Source organism: Nonomuraea sp. WAC 01424 (genome assembly GCF_003947315.1).
GTDB lineage: Bacteria > Actinomycetota > Actinomycetes > Streptosporangiales > Streptosporangiaceae > Nonomuraea > Nonomuraea spiralis.
Genome location: NZ_QHHZ01000001.1, coordinates 339,046 through 355,037, shown reverse-complemented (window position 1 = coordinate 355,037; position 15,992 = coordinate 339,046). Strand labels below are relative to the sequence as shown.

13 protein-coding genes and 1 pseudogene are annotated in these 15,992 nt (G+C 68.8%); 7 read left to right on the top strand and 7 right to left on the bottom strand.

The window, feature by feature from the left end; all coding sequences use genetic code 11:
* Positions 1–120 precede the first annotated feature (120 nt).
* Positions 121–2,916 (bottom strand): LuxR C-terminal-related transcriptional regulator, encoded by a 2,796-nt coding sequence (locus DMB42_RS01605; RefSeq protein ID WP_125629852.1) that lies wholly within the window; start codon positions 2,914–2,916, stop codon positions 121–123.
* A 134-nt stretch (positions 2,917–3,050) separates the two neighbouring features.
* On the opposite strand from DMB42_RS01605, the gene DMB42_RS01600 reads away from it, so the two are divergent.
* From DMB42_RS01600 to DMB42_RS01575, 5 genes are all read left to right on the top strand, one after another.
* Entirely contained in the window at positions 3,051–3,836 is a 786-nt protein-coding gene (locus DMB42_RS01600; protein WP_125629850.1) for an alpha/beta fold hydrolase, read from the top strand.
* Positions 3,833–4,375 carry a dihydrofolate reductase family protein gene (locus DMB42_RS01595; protein ID WP_125629848.1) on the top strand — a complete coding sequence of 181 codons (543 nt, stop codon included), beginning with the start codon at positions 3,833–3,835 and terminating at the stop codon, positions 4,373–4,375. The genes DMB42_RS01600 and DMB42_RS01595 overlap by 4 nt, the downstream gene beginning before the upstream one ends.
* Before the next feature lie 370 nt (positions 4,376–4,745).
* Positions 4,746–5,978 (top strand): phospholipase D-like domain-containing protein, encoded by a 1,233-nt coding sequence (locus tag DMB42_RS01585; RefSeq protein ID WP_125629846.1) that lies wholly within the window; start codon positions 4,746–4,748, stop codon positions 5,976–5,978.
* A gap of 21 nt (positions 5,979–5,999) precedes the next feature.
* Positions 6,000–6,233, top strand: coding sequence for a hypothetical protein (locus DMB42_RS01580; RefSeq protein WP_125629844.1), 234 nt, complete (start codon positions 6,000–6,002; stop codon positions 6,231–6,233).
* A gap of 237 nt (positions 6,234–6,470) precedes the next feature.
* Positions 6,471–6,845: a hypothetical protein gene (locus tag DMB42_RS01575; RefSeq protein WP_125629842.1), complete on the top strand. Its 375-nt coding sequence runs from the start codon at positions 6,471–6,473 to the stop codon at positions 6,843–6,845.
* On the opposite strand, the gene DMB42_RS55920 is transcribed toward DMB42_RS01575, so the two are convergent.
* From DMB42_RS55920 to DMB42_RS01555, 5 genes and pseudogenes are all read right to left on the bottom strand, one after another.
* Positions 6,832–7,308 carry an ATP-binding protein gene (locus tag DMB42_RS55920; RefSeq protein ID WP_312024717.1) on the bottom strand — a complete coding sequence of 159 codons (477 nt, stop codon included), beginning with the start codon at positions 7,306–7,308 and terminating at the stop codon, positions 6,832–6,834. The two genes, DMB42_RS01575 and DMB42_RS55920, sit on opposite strands and share 14 nt — an antisense overlap.
* An 18-nt stretch (positions 7,309–7,326) precedes the next feature.
* Positions 7,327–7,485: pseudogene (locus tag DMB42_RS52915) on the bottom strand (IS21 family transposase); the annotation flags it as partial.
* Between the two features lie 409 nt (positions 7,486–7,894).
* Complete coding sequence (locus tag DMB42_RS01565) at positions 7,895–8,908, bottom strand: DUF6528 family protein (protein WP_125629840.1); 1,014 nt, start codon at positions 8,906–8,908, stop codon at positions 7,895–7,897.
* Between the two features lie 259 nt (positions 8,909–9,167).
* The gene (locus tag DMB42_RS01560) at positions 9,168–9,539 is read right to left on the bottom strand and encodes a YbjQ family protein (protein ID WP_185844415.1); all 372 of its coding nucleotides are present in this window, start codon (positions 9,537–9,539) and stop codon (positions 9,168–9,170) included.
* 2 nt (positions 9,540–9,541) lie between these two features.
* The gene (locus tag DMB42_RS01555; RefSeq protein WP_125629836.1) at positions 9,542–9,721 is read right to left on the bottom strand and encodes a hypothetical protein; all 180 of its coding nucleotides are present in this window, start codon (positions 9,719–9,721) and stop codon (positions 9,542–9,544) included.
* Between the two features lie 307 nt (positions 9,722–10,028).
* On the opposite strand from DMB42_RS01555, the gene DMB42_RS01550 reads away from it, so the two are divergent.
* Both DMB42_RS01550 and DMB42_RS01545 read left to right on the top strand, forming a co-directional pair.
* Complete coding sequence (locus DMB42_RS01550; RefSeq protein ID WP_125629834.1) at positions 10,029–13,010, top strand: BTAD domain-containing putative transcriptional regulator; 2,982 nt, start codon at positions 10,029–10,031, stop codon at positions 13,008–13,010.
* A gap of 166 nt (positions 13,011–13,176) precedes the next feature.
* A complete protein-coding gene (locus tag DMB42_RS01545) occupies positions 13,177–15,264 on the top strand; it encodes a tetratricopeptide repeat protein (RefSeq protein WP_125629832.1) in 2,088 nt (695 codons plus the stop codon).
* Between the two features lie 109 nt (positions 15,265–15,373).
* Here the strand turns inward: DMB42_RS01545 and DMB42_RS54680 are convergent, their stop codons facing one another.
* Complete coding sequence (locus DMB42_RS54680; protein ID WP_260477419.1) at positions 15,374–15,502, bottom strand: hypothetical protein; 129 nt, start codon at positions 15,500–15,502, stop codon at positions 15,374–15,376.
* Between the last annotated feature and the right edge of the window lie 490 nt (positions 15,503–15,992).

Genomic DNA, 15,992 nt, shown 5'->3' with positions numbered 1-15,992 from the left:
ACCGTGGAGGCAGTGGCCGACGCGCTGGCCCGCTTCCGAGCCTCCCGCCCCCACGCGGTGGAGGCTGCGATGTCGGCAAGAGTACGAGCGCCCCGATACGTGTGGGTGGGAGCGGACGAGTTACCGGCTTCTCCTGCCCGTACTCGTGATCAGTGCGTCGAGGGCGGCTCGGCCCTCTTCGGCGCGATGTGGGATCAGCAGGAGGGTGAGGGCTCGTTCCAGCCGCGCGTCGATGTCCTCCCATTGGGCGACCGAGGCCGCCAGCGCGTCCGGGTCCGCGTGGAGCCTGCCGCCGGCGCGAGCCAGGCATGCCGAGGCCCAGTGGTTCTCACCGGCGGTGAGGAGCGCGGTCGCGAGCCGGTCCGGGGCGTCGGGCAGCCCGGCGACGACAGCCAGCTCGGCTCCCGCCGCCTGCGCGTACGCCGCGTAACGTCCCATGGAGAACGTGCCGAAAGCCCGCTCCACCAGGGCAGTGGCGTCGCTCAGGTCGCCGGAGTGCAGCGCGGCCCGGGCATCGACGAACGCGCCGAAGGAAGTCAGCCGGGCATGCCCGGCCTGCGCGTGGTCGACCACCACGCCGGCTCTGTGGCGCCAGAGCCGGAATCGCACCCGGTCGTCGAGGAGTCCGTGGGCGAGCGCGATGGCCGACACGGAAGGCAGCAGCCATCCGGCCGGGGGGCGGCCGGCTCGTTCCCAGCCCTCCCACATCCGTTCGCCGTGGCGCAGGGCCGCGCCGAGGTCTCCGGTGAGGACGAGCGCGGGGATCAGCCTGCTGGCCGAAATGTAGGGGTGGTCTCCGACAAGGTCGTCGGCCATCATGAGCCGACCGGCGCTGATCGCCGCGGGCAGATCTCCCGCGACGATCGCGTCGGTGCAGGCCACGTGAAGGGTGTCCACGATCTCGATGGCCGAACGCGGGTCGTCGCGGTCCATCTCCGACAGCAGTGCCAGCCGCTCCTCGGTGTATCGCCGGGCCTCGCGATGCCGGCCGGCCCGTACGGCGGCGGTCGTCACCGCGTCGAGCCCCGCGCTGATGAGCACGGCGTCGCGCGTCGTCCGTGCGATGTCGAGTGCGCGGGCGGCCAGGGCCGGGTCCGGGTCGAAGGCGCCCGGCCGCTCGGTCCAGGCTGCCGCCGTGGCGAGGGCCGCCGCCACGATCGGGTCGCCGGGGTCTCCGGCCTCGGCGGCTTCCTTGAGATCACGGCGTAGCCGTTCGCCGGGAATGCCCTCGGGGAAGGAGGCGAGAAACCTTGCCCCCGTCTCCACCGCACGGGCCAGGGCGACCGCGCGGCCGTTCTTGTCGCCCGCGGCATGGGCCTGTGCCGCTGAGGCGAGCAGCAGGTCGAACACGTTCTGTCCGGAGATGTTGTCCAGGGAGCAGTCGGCCGCGTTCCGCAGGTCCTTGGCCGCTTCGGCGGGGCCGGGCGCTCGTTCGGCTGCCTGCCGGTAGTGGCCTTGGGCCTCGGCCAGGAACCGGCGGGCGAAGGTGAGGTGACCCAGCGAGCGGGCCAGCCGGTGCGCCGCCCCGCCCGGTCCGGGCGGGGCGGCGGCCAGCGCCGCACGCAGATCGTCTGCGACCTCGTCGAACTCCTGCCGCCAGACCTCGGCGCCGTCCTTCTGGCTGTCTTCGATCGGCGCCGCTGTCCCGGCGCCGTGCTGTCTGGCGGCGATCACCCGCTCCTGCATCGCCGTCGCGGTACCGGCGGCCCACAGCAGATGGAGTTCCCGAGCCGCGTCGTACTCGCCGGAGTCTCGTAACAGGTCCTCGGCGAAGGCTCTGACGGTCTGCAGGAGCCGCCATCGGCTCGCTGTCCCCGGGGCGCGTACGACGAGGCTCTTGTCGACGAGTCGCCCCAGCACATGGCTCACGGCGCCGGGTCGGCGGCCGGCGGTGAGCGCCGTCGCGGCGGCCAGGTCGAAGCCGCCGCAGAACATCGACAGTCGCCGGAACAGCGCCTGTTCCTCCTGGTCGAGCAGGTCGTGACTCCATTCGAGCACCGCGCGCAGGGACCGATGCCGCCGGTCGGCGGCCCGTCCTCCGGTGAGCAGCCTCAGCGTGTCGTCGAGCGCGACGAGCAGCCCGGCAAGCCCCAAAGAGGCGCTGCGGGCCGCGGCGAGTTCGATGGCCAGGGGAATGCCGTCGAGCCGGGCGCAGATCTGCGTCAGCAGGGCCGGGTCGGCGTCGAACTCGGGATCGGCCGCGGTGGCCCGGTCGAGGAAGAGCGCCTCCGCGTCGGAGGCCAGGGGCAGCGGGCCGATCGGCACGGTACGTTCGCCGGGCACGCCGAGGCGCTCGCGGCTCGTCACGAGGATCCGGGTGCCCGGACAGGTTGCCAGCATTCGCTCGGCGAAGCCGGCAGCGGTGTCCAGCACGTGCTCGCAGTTGTCGAGGACGAGCAGCGCCCGATCGCGGCGAAGCCGTTCGATGACGGCGTCCTCCAACGGCTGCTGGGCGCGCTCACTGACCCCGAGCACCTTGGCCGCCGCCTGCGCGACGAACCCGTCCCGTACGGGAACCAGATCCACGAACGCCCCGCCGGCCGGGTACGTGGAGCAGATCTCCGCCGCGAGGCGGCTCTTGCCCGCGCCGCCAGGACCCAGCAGGGTGACCAGCCGGGAGGCGCCGAACGCCGCCAGGACCGCCTCGTGTTCCCGTTCGCGCCCGACGAACGAGGTCATCGGGGTGGGAATCCCGGGTTGCGGCGTGTCCGGGATGTCGCGGTCCACGCCGGCCTGCACCGCCTGCTGAGCCAGCTCCTGCCGGTCGGCCACGCCGTACTTGCGCAGCAGCGAGGCGACGTGACTCTCGACCGTGCGGACGGAGATGCGCAACCTGTTCGCGATCTGCGCGTTCGACAGCCGCGCCGCCACCGCCGCCAGCACCTCGGCCTCGCGCTGGGACACCTTTGCGATCATTCGGACATCATCACGTACGTGTGGACGTCATGGATCTCTCAGTGGCGAATCAGTGGAGTCCACGGATGTCGGACAGCTGCCACATGAAGCATTCTGATCATGCAAGCGATGAACACGAACACGAGGGAATCGACATGGACAAGGTCATTTCGCAGGACGGCACCGCGATCGCCTACGACCGGATCGGGCAGGGCCCGGCGGTGATCCTGATCGGCGCCGGCCCCAACGACCGATCCGCGACCGCGCCCCTGGCCGAGCTGCTGGCCAAGGACCTGACCGTCTACAACTACGACCGGCGCGGCCGCGGCGACAGCGGTGACACCGCCCCCTACGCGGTGGACCGCGAGTACGAGGACATCGAGGCGCTCATCACCGCGGCGGGCGGGTCGGCGCACTTGTACGGCACCTCCGGCGGTGGCATCATCGCCCTGGAGGCCGCCGCCCGCGGGCTCGCCGTCGACAGGCTGGCGGTGTGGGAGGTTCCCTACATCCTGCCCGGCACCCGTACGCCGGTGCCGGCCGACTACCGCGAGCAGCTCGTGGCTCTGCTGGCCGAGGGCCGTCGGGGCGACATGTGCGAGCTGTTCCTCACCGCCGCGGTCGGCATCCCGGCCGAGTTCGTGGCTCCGATGCGCGACTTCCCGGGCTGGCCGGCGATGGAGGCCGTGGCCCACACACTCATCTACGACGCCACCATCACCGGCGACTTCTCCCTGCCCGCCGATCGGCTGACCGGCGTCACGGCCCCCACCCTGGTGATCGACGGTGAGACGATCCCGTGGATCAGCAGCACGGCGCAGGCCGTGGCCGATCTGCTGCCGGACGTCCGGCGGGCCACCCTCACCGGTCAGCCTCACAACGTGGCCCCCGAGGCCATCGCCCCCGCGCTCGCCGCGTTCTTCAGTGAGGCCACAGCGTGAGCACCATCGTCTCGCAGCTGTTCGTGTCGCTGGACGGTGTCGTGGAAGCCCCCGAGCAGTGGCACTTTCCCTACTACGACGAGGAGATGGCGGCGGCCGTCTCCGGCCAGCTCGACGAAGCCGACATCCTCCTGCTCGGACGCCGGACCTACGAGGTGTTCGCCGCCTCCTGGCCTGGCAGAGGGGGCGAGGTGCCGTTCGCCGACCGGATCAACTCGATGCCCAAGCTGGTGGCCTCGACCACGCTGACATCCCCGGCCTGGCAGAACACCACCGTCATCCCCGGTCCGGTCTCCGGCGAACTCGCCGCCCTCAAACAGGGGCCGGACCGGCACATCACCATCAGCGGCAGCCTGACCCTGGTGCGATCGCTGCTACGCGACAACCTGCTCGACGAACTGCACCTCCTCATCCACCCGGTCGTCCTCGGCCAGGGGGAGCGGCTCTTCGCCGGCGGCGGTCCGACTCCGCTGCGACTGGTCCACTCGGCCACCTTCGCCACCGGCGTCCTGCACCTGATCTATCACCCTGGCCCCTGACAGGCGGCGGGCAGAAGCTCGGCGGATCGATGCCGGCCCGATCTTGGACGGACGCCAGGATCGGGCACGGATCCCCGATGAACGCGATCATGGAACGGTGGATCCAGACCTGCGATGTGAACCGCTGGGTCTGGAACCAGCGCCACCTGCCTCACACCCTGCGCGAGTTCGGGACCTGTCGCCCAGGACGGCTCGCCGGTCCCGTTCGCACAGCCCCGTCCACAGCCCGGCCGGGACGCCCCTGAGCACTTCGCCCAAACGCGAAGGGGACACCAACCCGCACAACGCCCTCTCGGTACCACCGCGTCGCGCAAGCCGCGTAAGGATGATCTGAAGCAGATCTATATCGGCACCGGGTTGACTCCTCGTCATGCTCTTGCGTGAAATTATGGCCGCGGCCATTGCCCTGCCCCTTCTGTGGCCGAGCACGGCCGGTGCGCACGCCGTGCGGCAGGCGCCGCTCGGCGCCGTTTTCAACAACCCCAACACGGCGGACAAGACCAAGATCGTAAACCAGTTGATCACGCTGATCGACGGTGCGGAGACGGGCTCGGACATCCGGGTGACGGCGTTCGAGTTCACCGACCCCGATGTGCTCGCCGCTCTGAAGGCCGCGCATGCCAGGGGCGTCAACATCAAGGTTCTGGCCGACGGCGGCGCCAAGGACAGCGATCAGTTCAAGGATCTCGCCGCGGCGCTTGGCGGTGAGACCGGCAAGCCGTCGTGGGCGACCCACTGCCGGCACGACGGCAATTCCTCGACCGCATGCATCGGCGACGTACCCGGCGACGACGGGTCGAAGATGCACAACAAGTTCTACCTGTTCTCCAACACCCTCGGCAGCTCCGACGTCGTCATGCAGTCGAGTGCCAACCTCAAGCAAGGCGGCTCCGGGACGGGCCAGTGGAACAGTTCCTACACCCTGTCCGACAAGGCCGTCTACGACGCCTACCTGGCCTACTTCGACGACATGGTGCAGATGAAGCTGATCCCCGACTACTACGAGACGCATCCACCGGTAGAGACGCCGATCACGAAGGTCTATCACTCGCCCCGCAAGGACGGCGACACCATGTACAACATCCTCGGCCACGTGAAGTGCGAGGGGAACACAGAGGGCGGCACCACCGGCGACCATCGTACGATCATCCGGGTCTCCACCTGGCACATCGCCCAGGAGGCCGTGGCGAGGCGGCTATGGGACCTGGACCAGCAGGGCTGCTACGTCGACATCGTGTACCAGCACGCCGGCGCGGCCGCCCTGCAAGCGCTGCTGAAGCCGCCGAACGGCTATCACGGTCCGGAGATCCGGACGTTCAGGGACGTCCCTGGAACACACCAGAAGGACCTCCTGATCGACGGCACGTACCACGACAAGATCAACCAGAAGGTTGTCTTCACCGGCAGCATGAACCTCAATTCCTCATCGCTCCGCGAGAACGACGAGACCATGCTGCGGATCACGGACCCCGAGGTCCATCGCGTCTTCAAGTACAACTTCTGGGAGGTCCAGAAGGCCGCCGACGTCGATGTCCAGACCAGTAAGGGGCTGGTCAGGAATCTGCCTGCCACGGTCGAGTCCCCCGACGAACGAGCAGAGTGACCCCTGGAAGGGCAGCCGCTCATGCCTGGAACAGGCCAGGTCCGCGTGGATGACCCCGGGCGTCGTCACCGACTGGACGTGCTCGACGAGTTGTCGCAGGCCTTCGCGGACCGGGCGGCGGCGGGCGTGGAGGTGCTCCACGAGCTCGGGCCGGTGACGCTGGTGGAGAGGCTGGTCGGGCCGTCCCTCGTCGGGCTGTACGTCCCGGCTCCGGTACGCCAGGGGTACCGGGCTCCGTACGAGAACCCGGCCTGACTGCTCACATCGGCCACGCGGAGGCGGACCGGCCGGCCACGGAGGAGCATGCCGGCCCGCTGCCCGGCTGTCCCCACGAGACCAGTACGCCGCGAAGCGGCCGGACCGCGCAGTGTGGTGGTCATGTTGAGGGACCAGCCGCCGTTCCGTGGCCTGTAAATCACATCGATAGCGGGTCTGAAGGCGTCACGCCTAGCGTCGCCCGAAACAGAGCAGCCTCGAACGAGGGGACATGGAATGCGACGACACCCGAAAATCGCGATGGCGGCCGGCGGGCTGGCGCTGATCGGCGCGAGCCTACTGGTGACGGCTCCGGCGCAGGCGCAGGGCAACTCGCCGTGCTACGCCAAGAGCGGGCACCTGTACTGTGGTAACGAGGCCGGGGTGGGCCTTTGGCGCTACCCGCGCTACAGCGACGCCACCAAGGATGTCGTGGACAGGCTGAAGTCGAACCCCAGCTACTTCCAGTGCTATGTCTCAGGGCAGAAGCACGGAGGCGGGAACAACATCTGGTACAAGACGTACGGCGACGTCAACGGGCGCACCGGCTATGTCGCAGCCAAGAGCGTCTACACCTCGAAGGACCCGTTCCCGGGCGTCAGCCACTGCTAGTGCTGCGCTCTTCAACGCGTGGAATTGCCTCTGGCCAAGAGCTCTGGTCAGAGGCATCCTGCATGGCAGGCTGCATGGGATCGTGACGCCCGCACCTTGTCGTTCCGGCACCGCCGGCTGGTTCGTCTCGGCGTGTGTTCGGGGAGGAAGTGCCCCACCGATCGGAGGGCCAGTGCGAGCCGGTCACCAGGACGCGGCGCTCGTAGGCGGCCGCGACGAACCGGAACAGCAGCTGGGTGCCGGTGCCATCGAGTGCGGCGCACCCCACGTCGTCGATGATGATCAGGTCGGCGCGTAGCAGGCTCTCGATCACGCGTCCGACGGAGTTGTCGGCCAGGCTCCGATAGAGCGTTTCGACCAGCTCGGCAGCGGTGAAGAAGCGGACCTCGTGGCGGTCATGAGGCGCCTCCGATCCGGCCGGGCTTGTCCAGGGCGTAGTCCGGTAGGGACCGGGCCGGGACATGCGGCGTCTCCAGAACCAGGGCATCTCCAGAACCAGGGCGTCTCCAGGTGGGCGGATCTGCGCGGGTGCGGCTCCCGCGGCCAGAATGGAGCGCACGTCATCGGCGCGTCAGCGGCGAAAGGCGACGGCGCGCTCCAGCGCGGCCAGCAGGGCCACCTCGCCATGGGCCGCGCGCAGTACGGTCGGCTCGACCAGATCCGCACGTCCTCCTCGCCTCGGCGACCAGACGGTGGACGTTCCGCGTCGACCCGGCATGCCCTGCCTCCTGCGCCGGCGGCAGCAGTCGCTAGGCCGAGATCTTCCCCGCGGTGGCCTTCACCTTTTCGATCGCCGCCCACCTTTCGGTAGGCGGCGACGATGTCCATGACTACCCCCGCAGGTTTCACGACCGGGAAGACCCCTTGAGCGGTGATCTCGTGAGGGGTGTTCCCCGAGCGGTGATCGTGGCGGAGTCAGCCAGTCCGGCCATCGGTGGTGACCTCGAACCGGCCACCTGCGGGGACTTCTACCTGGCCACGGACACGGAGCCCTCGGGATCGCCGGCGGTCAGGACGATCACACCCTCGTCGAAGGCGAAGCCCTCGACTCACTGGTAGTCCGGCCTGAACCAGCGGGCCTTGTAGATCTTGGCGCCGGGCAGGGTGCGGGAAGCGGTGCCGCCGAAGAACTCCACCGTATCGGTGCACCAGGACGCGCCGCAGCCGCTCTTCGGCCGGGTCCTGAGGATCTGCCCGGTGCCCTGCTGATCACCAACCGACTTGACGAGCCGCATGTTGACCTTGTCGGCGTTGGCGTACTCCGTGGTGAAGGCGCTCGTGGATTTCACGTACTGGTAGACGGCATCGTTCGTGGTGATCCACAGCCGACCCTTGTCGCCGAAGACCGGGGCCATGTCGTGGCCACCTTGCTTGCCGGGAAGCGCGACCCGCTGGGTCTCGGTCAGGATCGGCTGTGCGGGCGTGCCGCCGACCTTGAGAGCCACCAGGTCCTTGTCGCCGAGCGCCCACAGGAGCTCGGCGGCCGGATCCCAGAGCACGCCATGACCGCCGGGCAGCTTGAACTCCGCGTACTGCTTCGAGGTCGAGCTCTGGGAAGCCGTATAGACCCGCACCCAGCTCCCCTTGGTGGCCGCGGCGGCGACATTGCCGTCGGGAAGCAGTTCGACGGCGTGGGGCAGGATCCCGTCGCCGCCCGTGTCCACGGCCCATAGACGCGTGCCCGACGGGTAGGACGCCACACCGATGAACCCGCCGTCGTTCACCGCGAGGACCGACTTGCCTCCGCTCTGGCGAGGTCCGCCATAGCGGAGCCGGGCGTCCGCGATCGCCCCCGAGCACAGCGTGCAGTCATCGAGCTCGGCCTCGGGGAATCCGTTCTTTGCGGACGGCTTCCACTTCCATTTCAGCGCCTCCGGCTCCTTGGCCGGGTCCCACGACCTGTATCGCGAGTCCAGCACCACGACCTGGCGGGCCTTCCCGTCGCCCATGACTACCCAGCCATATGCATCCCCGCTGCTCACGGCCTGCGCCGGAGCGGTCATGCCAAGGGCGGCGACCAGGGCCGCGCCCGTCGTCGCGGGCAGCCACTTGCCGTGTCCCATCGAATCTCCTTCATTGCGTACGCGAACCGCATCTGCGCACAGACGTGCGAGGATTCTGAACTCGATGCGGTGGATTTCGTTGATGCCGGAGACTAGAAGGGCTGGTTTTCGATTCGCTATCGATTCGATTCACCCGGGCCGGTCCGCTCAATGCTCCGATCATCCGCGCGCTCGCCCATCGGCCGCGTGGCAGGCCCGCCCTTGAGCGGCCGAGTTCCATCTCCCCTGGGGGATCACAGCGATGATCAGCCGATGGGCGTCACGGCAGCGGCGGAACCGTCCCGGCCTCGGTCATCCTGCCGTACTGCTGCCGCGCCCAGGCGCTCACCGGCTGCGCCCACACCGCCGTGCCGTACGCGCAGATGCCCGCCCATCCCTGGACGCCCGCGTGGACGCTCTCGTAACGCAGTCCGATGATCGCGTTGGCGCCCAGTTGCCGGGCCTTGTGGACCGTCAGGCTGGTCGCCTGGTGCCTGATCAGGTCGAGTTCCCGCGGCATGTCGGTCGGTCGGCCGAGTTCGTCGAGTACGTTCGACCAGTTCTTGATGGCGCCGGGGACGTCCGCGACCAGCCCGGTCACGTGGTCGTAGACCGCCTGGATCTCATAACCCGGCAGGCTCTCAATGGTCACGATCAGCATCGTTGTCCGCCGTCCCGATCGGTAGCACCATCAATGGAACCCGTCACGCCCGCCCAAAGCGCCAGCTCGGCCCCGAACTCCAGCCACGACGGCGAGGGTGCCGCGTCGAAGGCGGTCATGGTGCGCTCTCCAGTGCCCTCCGGCTCCAGCGCGGTGTCCGTGAGCACGATCAACCGGCCTCCTGCTCGCGACCGACCAGCGCACGCGCGGAACACGTTCGCCATTTGCCTGGAGTCTCCCTTGCGAGCCGACGATTCAGGAAGACTAACTGGGCGTGTTATCGATTCGATTCAAGTCGATTCAGGTCAACCGCCTGTGCGCCGGCCGTGCACGACTCTGGTCGCGTACTCCGCAGGCCGCCCGGTGCGCTCCACCCGGCGATCCATGCCGGGCGGCGGAGAAGGTGATCCTCGAATCCCTTGCCTGCCTGTTGCCGATGAGTTTCGAACGCAGGACACTGGTTGATCATCGGGGGATGTCATGACAGCTCACATTGAATTTCGCGTTCTTGGTCCGCTGGCGGTCGGTGTCAGGGATCGCCCTGTCAGGTTGCGCGGGCTCCGGCAGCGTTCACTACTGGCCGCGCTGTTGCTGGATGCCGGACGGGTCGTGTCGGTCGATCGGCTGGCGGCCGCGGTCTGGGGCGAGCACCTGCCCGATTCGGTGCGCACCCAGATCTCGATCCATGTGCACGGGTTGCGTAAGGCGTTCAAGGACGCCGGCTGCGGCGTGCAAGTGATCGTCACCGAACAGGCCGGCTATCGCCTGCACACTGACGGCGTGTGGCTGGACACGCGCGAGGCGGAGGAACTGGCGGCGGAGGCCCGGAAGGCCGCCGCCGCGGGGCTGGGCGAGCAGGCGGCGGCGATGCTGGCGCGGGTGCTCGGGCTGTGGCGGGGGCCGGTGCTGGGCGAGATCGACACCACCGAGATCGCCACGGTGGCGCGCGGTCTGGAGGATGCCCGGCTGGGCATCGCGGAGGAGTGGGCCGAGGCGGAGCTGGCCTGCGGCCGTCCTCGGGAGGTGGTGGCCCGGTTGGCGGGGCTGGTGGAGGATCATCCGCTGCGTGAGGGGCTGCGCGCACAGCTGATGCTGGCGCTTTGGCACTCCGAACGGCAGGCCGACGCGCTGGAGAGCTACCAGCGGGGACGCAGACATCTTCTGGAAGAACTGGGTGTGGAGCCGGGCAGGGGGCTGCGGGAGGTCCAACAGGCGATCCTGGCCGGACCACCTGCTTGCGACGCCATGCAACCGGAGGTTCCCACGCCGCCCGCCGCGCGCCTCGGCGGGAACGCGGATGACGGGCCTCTTCCGGCGGATGCGGGGCCAGTCGTGACGGTACGGCCGGCGCAGTTGCCGCCACCGGTATCAGCGTTCGTGGGCCGAACATCGCAGATACGGACGCTGGATCGGATACTGCGGCAGGACGGGCGCTGTCCGCCGATGGGCGTGATCAGCGGGGTGGCCGGGGCCGGCAAGACCGCACTTGCCCTGCAGTGGGCTCATCTGGTGGCCGACCGGTTCCCCGACGGCCAGTTGTTCGCCAATCTTCGTGGCTACGACCCGGACAGAGAGTCGGCACAACCAGCGGCGGTGCTGGAACGGTTCCTGCGGGCACTCGGGGTGGACGGGACGGCGATCCCGGCTGGGGCCGAGGAACGGACCGCGTTGTTCCGCAGCATCCTGGACGGGCGGCAGGTGCTGGTGGTATTGGACAACGCCGAGTCGGCGGCACAGGTACGGCCGTTGCTGCCGGCGACGCCGGGCTGTTGCGTGATCGTCACCTCCAGGCGCCGACTGGAAGGGTTGTTGATGGGCGGCGCGCTCGCGGTGCCGGTGGAGGTTCTGACCGAGCAGGACTCCGCCGAACTACTGGCACGTGTGCTGGGAGCGGAGCGAGTGGCCGCCGAGCCGGAGACGGTCGCGGAACTCGCTGCTCTGTGTGACGGGTCACCACTGGCGTTGCGCATCGCGGCGGCGAAACTGGCCATGCGGCCGCAGTGGTCAGTCGGCGAAATGGCCGAGCGGCTGGCCGACGAGCGCAGCAGGCTGGATCAGCTCAGCCGAGGTGGGCTGGAGGTACGAGCCAGCATCGGGCTCTCCTATCGCGAACTGTCAGCACGGGCAGCCCTGGCCTTCCGGCGGCTGGGGCTGATGGACGCCCCAGGGGGATACGCGCCCTGGCTGATGGCGGCGCTGCTCGACACGACGGTGCACGATGGTGAGCGGCTGCTGGAGGAACTGGTCGATGCCCAGCTGCTGCAGCCGCTGGGCAGAGACGAAGCCGGTCAACCACGCTACCGCTTCCACGATCTGATCCGCCTGTACGCCCGGGAGCAGGCCGAGACCGTGGAACCGCCTGACGCCAGGACGGCCGTGCTGAGCCGGGCCCTGGGCGCGCTGCTCGGCCTGGCGGAGCAGGCCCGCGACCTGCTGCACAGCCGCTACCCGATGGTGCCGCGCGGTGACAGCCCGCGCTGGCTGCCGGAAGACGCGTCGCAGGCGGCCTTGACGGATGACCCGCTGGCGTGGCTGGAGAGCGAGCGACTGAACCTCGTGTCCGCCGTGACGCAGAGCGCCCAGTTGCGGCTCGCCGACCTGTGCCGCGACCTCGCTGCCAGCTTCGTTCACATGTTCGTGTCGCGGGCCTACTTCGACGACTGGCGGACGGTCGCCACCCGGGCCCTCGAAGCCTGCCGCGCCGCTTCACACCTGCCGGGCCAGGCCGCGATGTTGTTCTCCCTCGGCTCCCTGGCCCTGAGTCAACGCCGGCTCACCCAGGCCGCCGACCTGCTGGAAACGGCTCTTGAGCTGTTCCAGCGGCTCGCCGACGTGCCCAGCCAGGCCATCGTGCTCCGCCACCTCGGCACGGTTCATCTCTTCCAGGGAGACCTCGACAGGGGGAGGGAGGAACTGGAACAGGCACTGGCACTTTTCGAACAGGTCGGCGACATCACCGCCCTGGCCCATGGCCTGGGCTTTCTCTCGCACGCGCACATGCTCCAAGACCGGCTCGAGGAGGCCGCGCGGCTGCTGCATCGCGCGCTGACCCTTAATCCGGGAAGCAAACGGACCGAGGCCCAGCTGCTCAAACGCCTGGCCGAGGTCTACCGCCGCCAGGGCCGGCACGCAGATGCGATCAGGAAGTGTGAGGGCGCCCTGGCCCACGCCGTCGACCTGAACGATCTGGTCGGCCAGGCGTATGTGTTGCACGCGCTGGGCGAGACACAGCTCGACCTCGGAGAGATCGTCGAGGCCGGCTCCACTCTGCACCAGGCGTTGCACCTCGCCCGCCGGGTGGGCGACAGGCTGATCGAGGGCCGGGTCCTGCTCGCTCTCGGCCACCTCGGAAGCGACCGCAGCACGTTCCATCTCCAACAGGCTGCCGAGACCTTCGCAGCCATAGGAGCCGCAGGTTGGCACGACAAGGCCATGAGGGCGGCCGCGCGGGTGAGCGCCTGAACATCGGACGGGCCATCCTCTGTCGCACGCTCGCTGGAACACGTGTCCCTGAAATGAGGGACGATGGCAGTGCCACCGGTCGAGTGGTCGTGAAACCGTCAACGGCGTATCCGTCCCCAGCGGGGGGCTCATAGTGGGGGGATCCAACCATCTGGAAGATCGACGGATGAAGGGGGAGAGCAACCGGCCGGAGTCGGCCCCGGGCGTCCCGATACGGGTCGCCGCCCAGCTCACGGCACTCGAACGACCGATCCCGGCACAGTTGCCCAGCCCCATCGCGACGTTCACCGGCCGTGAGACAGAGGTCGAGAGGCTGTGCACGCTGCTGACCGACGGCTCCGAACGCGCGGTGGCCATCTCCGGACCGGCCGGCATCGGTAAGTCGGCTCTCGCTCTCCAGGTGGCCCACCGCATCTCCCGCCAATTCCCCGATGGACAGCTTTACGTCAACCTGCAGGGATCCACTCCCGATGCGGCCCCCCTGCACACCGCGGAGGTGCTCGGCCGGTTCCTGCGCTCCATGGGAGTCGCCACCCCGGCGATCCTGGGCGAGCAGGAGGAGGTCGCCGCGACCTTCCGCTCGTTGACACACGGGAAGCGGCTGCTGATCCTCTTGGACAATGCGGCGAGCGCCGAGCAGGTCCGCCATCTGCTGCCCGGCAGTGCGACGTGCGGCGTGCTCATCACCAGCAGGCGAATGCTGAGCTCGATCGACGCCGCGAGCCATTCTCAGCTGCAGGGGCTGGCGCAAGATGAGGCCGGCGCGCTTCTCACCAGGCTCCTCGGCGCTGACCGGCTCGATCGCGAGGCCCAGGCGGTGGCCGAGGTCATACCACTGTGCGGCGAATTGCCGCTGGCGCTGTCCATTGTCGCGGCGCGGCTGCTCGGGCGACCGGACATGTCAGTTCGCGCCCTCGCGGACAGGCTCGCCGGTGAGCAGCGGCGGCTGGCCGAACTCGAGATCGACGACCAAGCGGTGCGCGCCAGTTTCATGGTCAGCTACGAGGACCTGGACGACGGACCGGCGGCCCGGCTCTTCCGGCTGCTCGGCCTCCTGGACGGGCCGGATGTCGGCGTTCCCGTCGCCGCGGCTCTCGTGGAGCTGCCGGAGCAGCGCACGGCTGCGCTTCTCGACCACTTGCTGGAGAGCCAACTCGTGGTGTCCGACGTTCCCGGGCGGTATCGCATGCACGACCTCCTGCGGCTGTTCGCCAAGGAACTCGCGGTGAGACAGGAGGGCGAGGAAGCCCGAGCCCTCGCCGTCCGGCGAGCTTTCCACTGCTACCTCGCCACGGCACGACGTGCGGCGCTGTCGGTCGAGCCGCTGATCGCCTGGCGGATCGACTTCGTACCCGAAGCGCTCACCCATCCGGGGGAGCGGCTGGACTCCGTCGAGGCCGTCAACGCCTGGCTCGACACCGAGATCGACAACCTGGTCGCCACCGCCCGCCAGGCCGTGACGGGCGCTGATCCGGCGATCGCGGCCTACCTGTCCGCCTGCTTGAACACGCCGTTGGAACAGCGGGCACGATGGCGCGAGCAACTGGCTCTGGGACACCTCGCCCTGGAGGCGGCCCGGTCCACCGGTGATCTCCGCCAGGCAGGACTCGGCAACAATGATCTCGGTTGGGCATTGCACGCGTCGGGAAGATCCGCAGAGGCTCTGGCCTCCTTCGATCGTGCTCTCGACGCCTGGAGCCCGATCGGCTACGACACCGGCCAGGCCTTGGCCCTGAACGGACGCGGTGCGGCACTTCGTTCGCTGGGGCGTCACGAGGAGTCGCTGGTCGCCCTGGAACAGGCGAGCGCGATCTGGCACCGATTGGGCCATGCCCGGCATGAGGCATCGTGCCTGACCGGCATTGGACTGACCCATCAACGACTCGGTTGTCACAACGACGCGATCGCCGTTCACCTAAGGGCTCTGTCTCTGGCGAGAGAGTCGAATGCCAGGGTCACCGAGGTGATGGCACTGGGCAACCTCGGTGAGGCACACAGACTGGACGGACAGGCGGATGAGGCGGTGGCCTGCTTCCGGGAGGCCCTCCGGCTGGATCGGCAGCGAGGACTGTCCGGCACCTATTGGGAAGCGGAACATCTGTGGGGGCTCGGCCAAGCGACAGGTGACCGTGCCTACCTGAACAGGTCGGCGGCAATCCTCCGCGAGCTGGGTCTGATCACCTACCACGAGGCCCGCGCAATCGAACTCGACCCGGTTCCCGGCACCCCCGACGCCATCTCGCAGCAACTCTAGACGCGGGGCCTCAACCCCGCCGAAGCGTGGATACCGGCCCTGCTGGGCCCAAAAATAGGATGCGGTGTCTGACCTGCCGGTTTTCGGGTGGTGTCAGCCGGTCATCTGATCAGCTGGCGATCCGGTACTCGTTGATGCGGCCGGCGAGGATGGCTCTGCGGTGGACGCGGTGGTCGGCCAGGTCGATGGGGTTGGCGGGCTTGTTTCGGCTTGTGATGGGGACAACTGTCCGATCCATGGGCCGGTGGGGTTGGCGGTGACGCTGAGTAGGTGGGCGTGGCGGTTGCCGTGTTCGAGCATGATCGGGGCGTGGAGGCGTTCGACCCGCTGCGACGTGGAGCGGGGTCGGTCCCGGCCCGGTTGAGGATGTTCCACACGGTGGAAGTAGAGGTCTGGTGGCCAAGGGTCAGTTCGTCATGGATGCGGCGGTGGCCCCACCTCGGGTTCTCCGCGGCCATGCGCAGGTTGAGGGCCTTGACCGCTGCCGCGGTCGGTGGTCGTCCGGGACGGCGAGGTTTGCTGTAGTCCCACTTCTTCGCCACGAGGTTGCGGTGCCAGGCCGGCAATGTGGCCGGGGTCATCGGGAAGATGCCGAAGCACCGGCAGTTCCACCTTCTTGGAGGCGCTCCTCCGTAGCAGCAGCGCGGGGACTGACGGCAAGCGCCGGGCGACGGCGTACACCGTAGACAGGATCACGAATCGTGATCCCAGGTGATCTGGACCGGTCA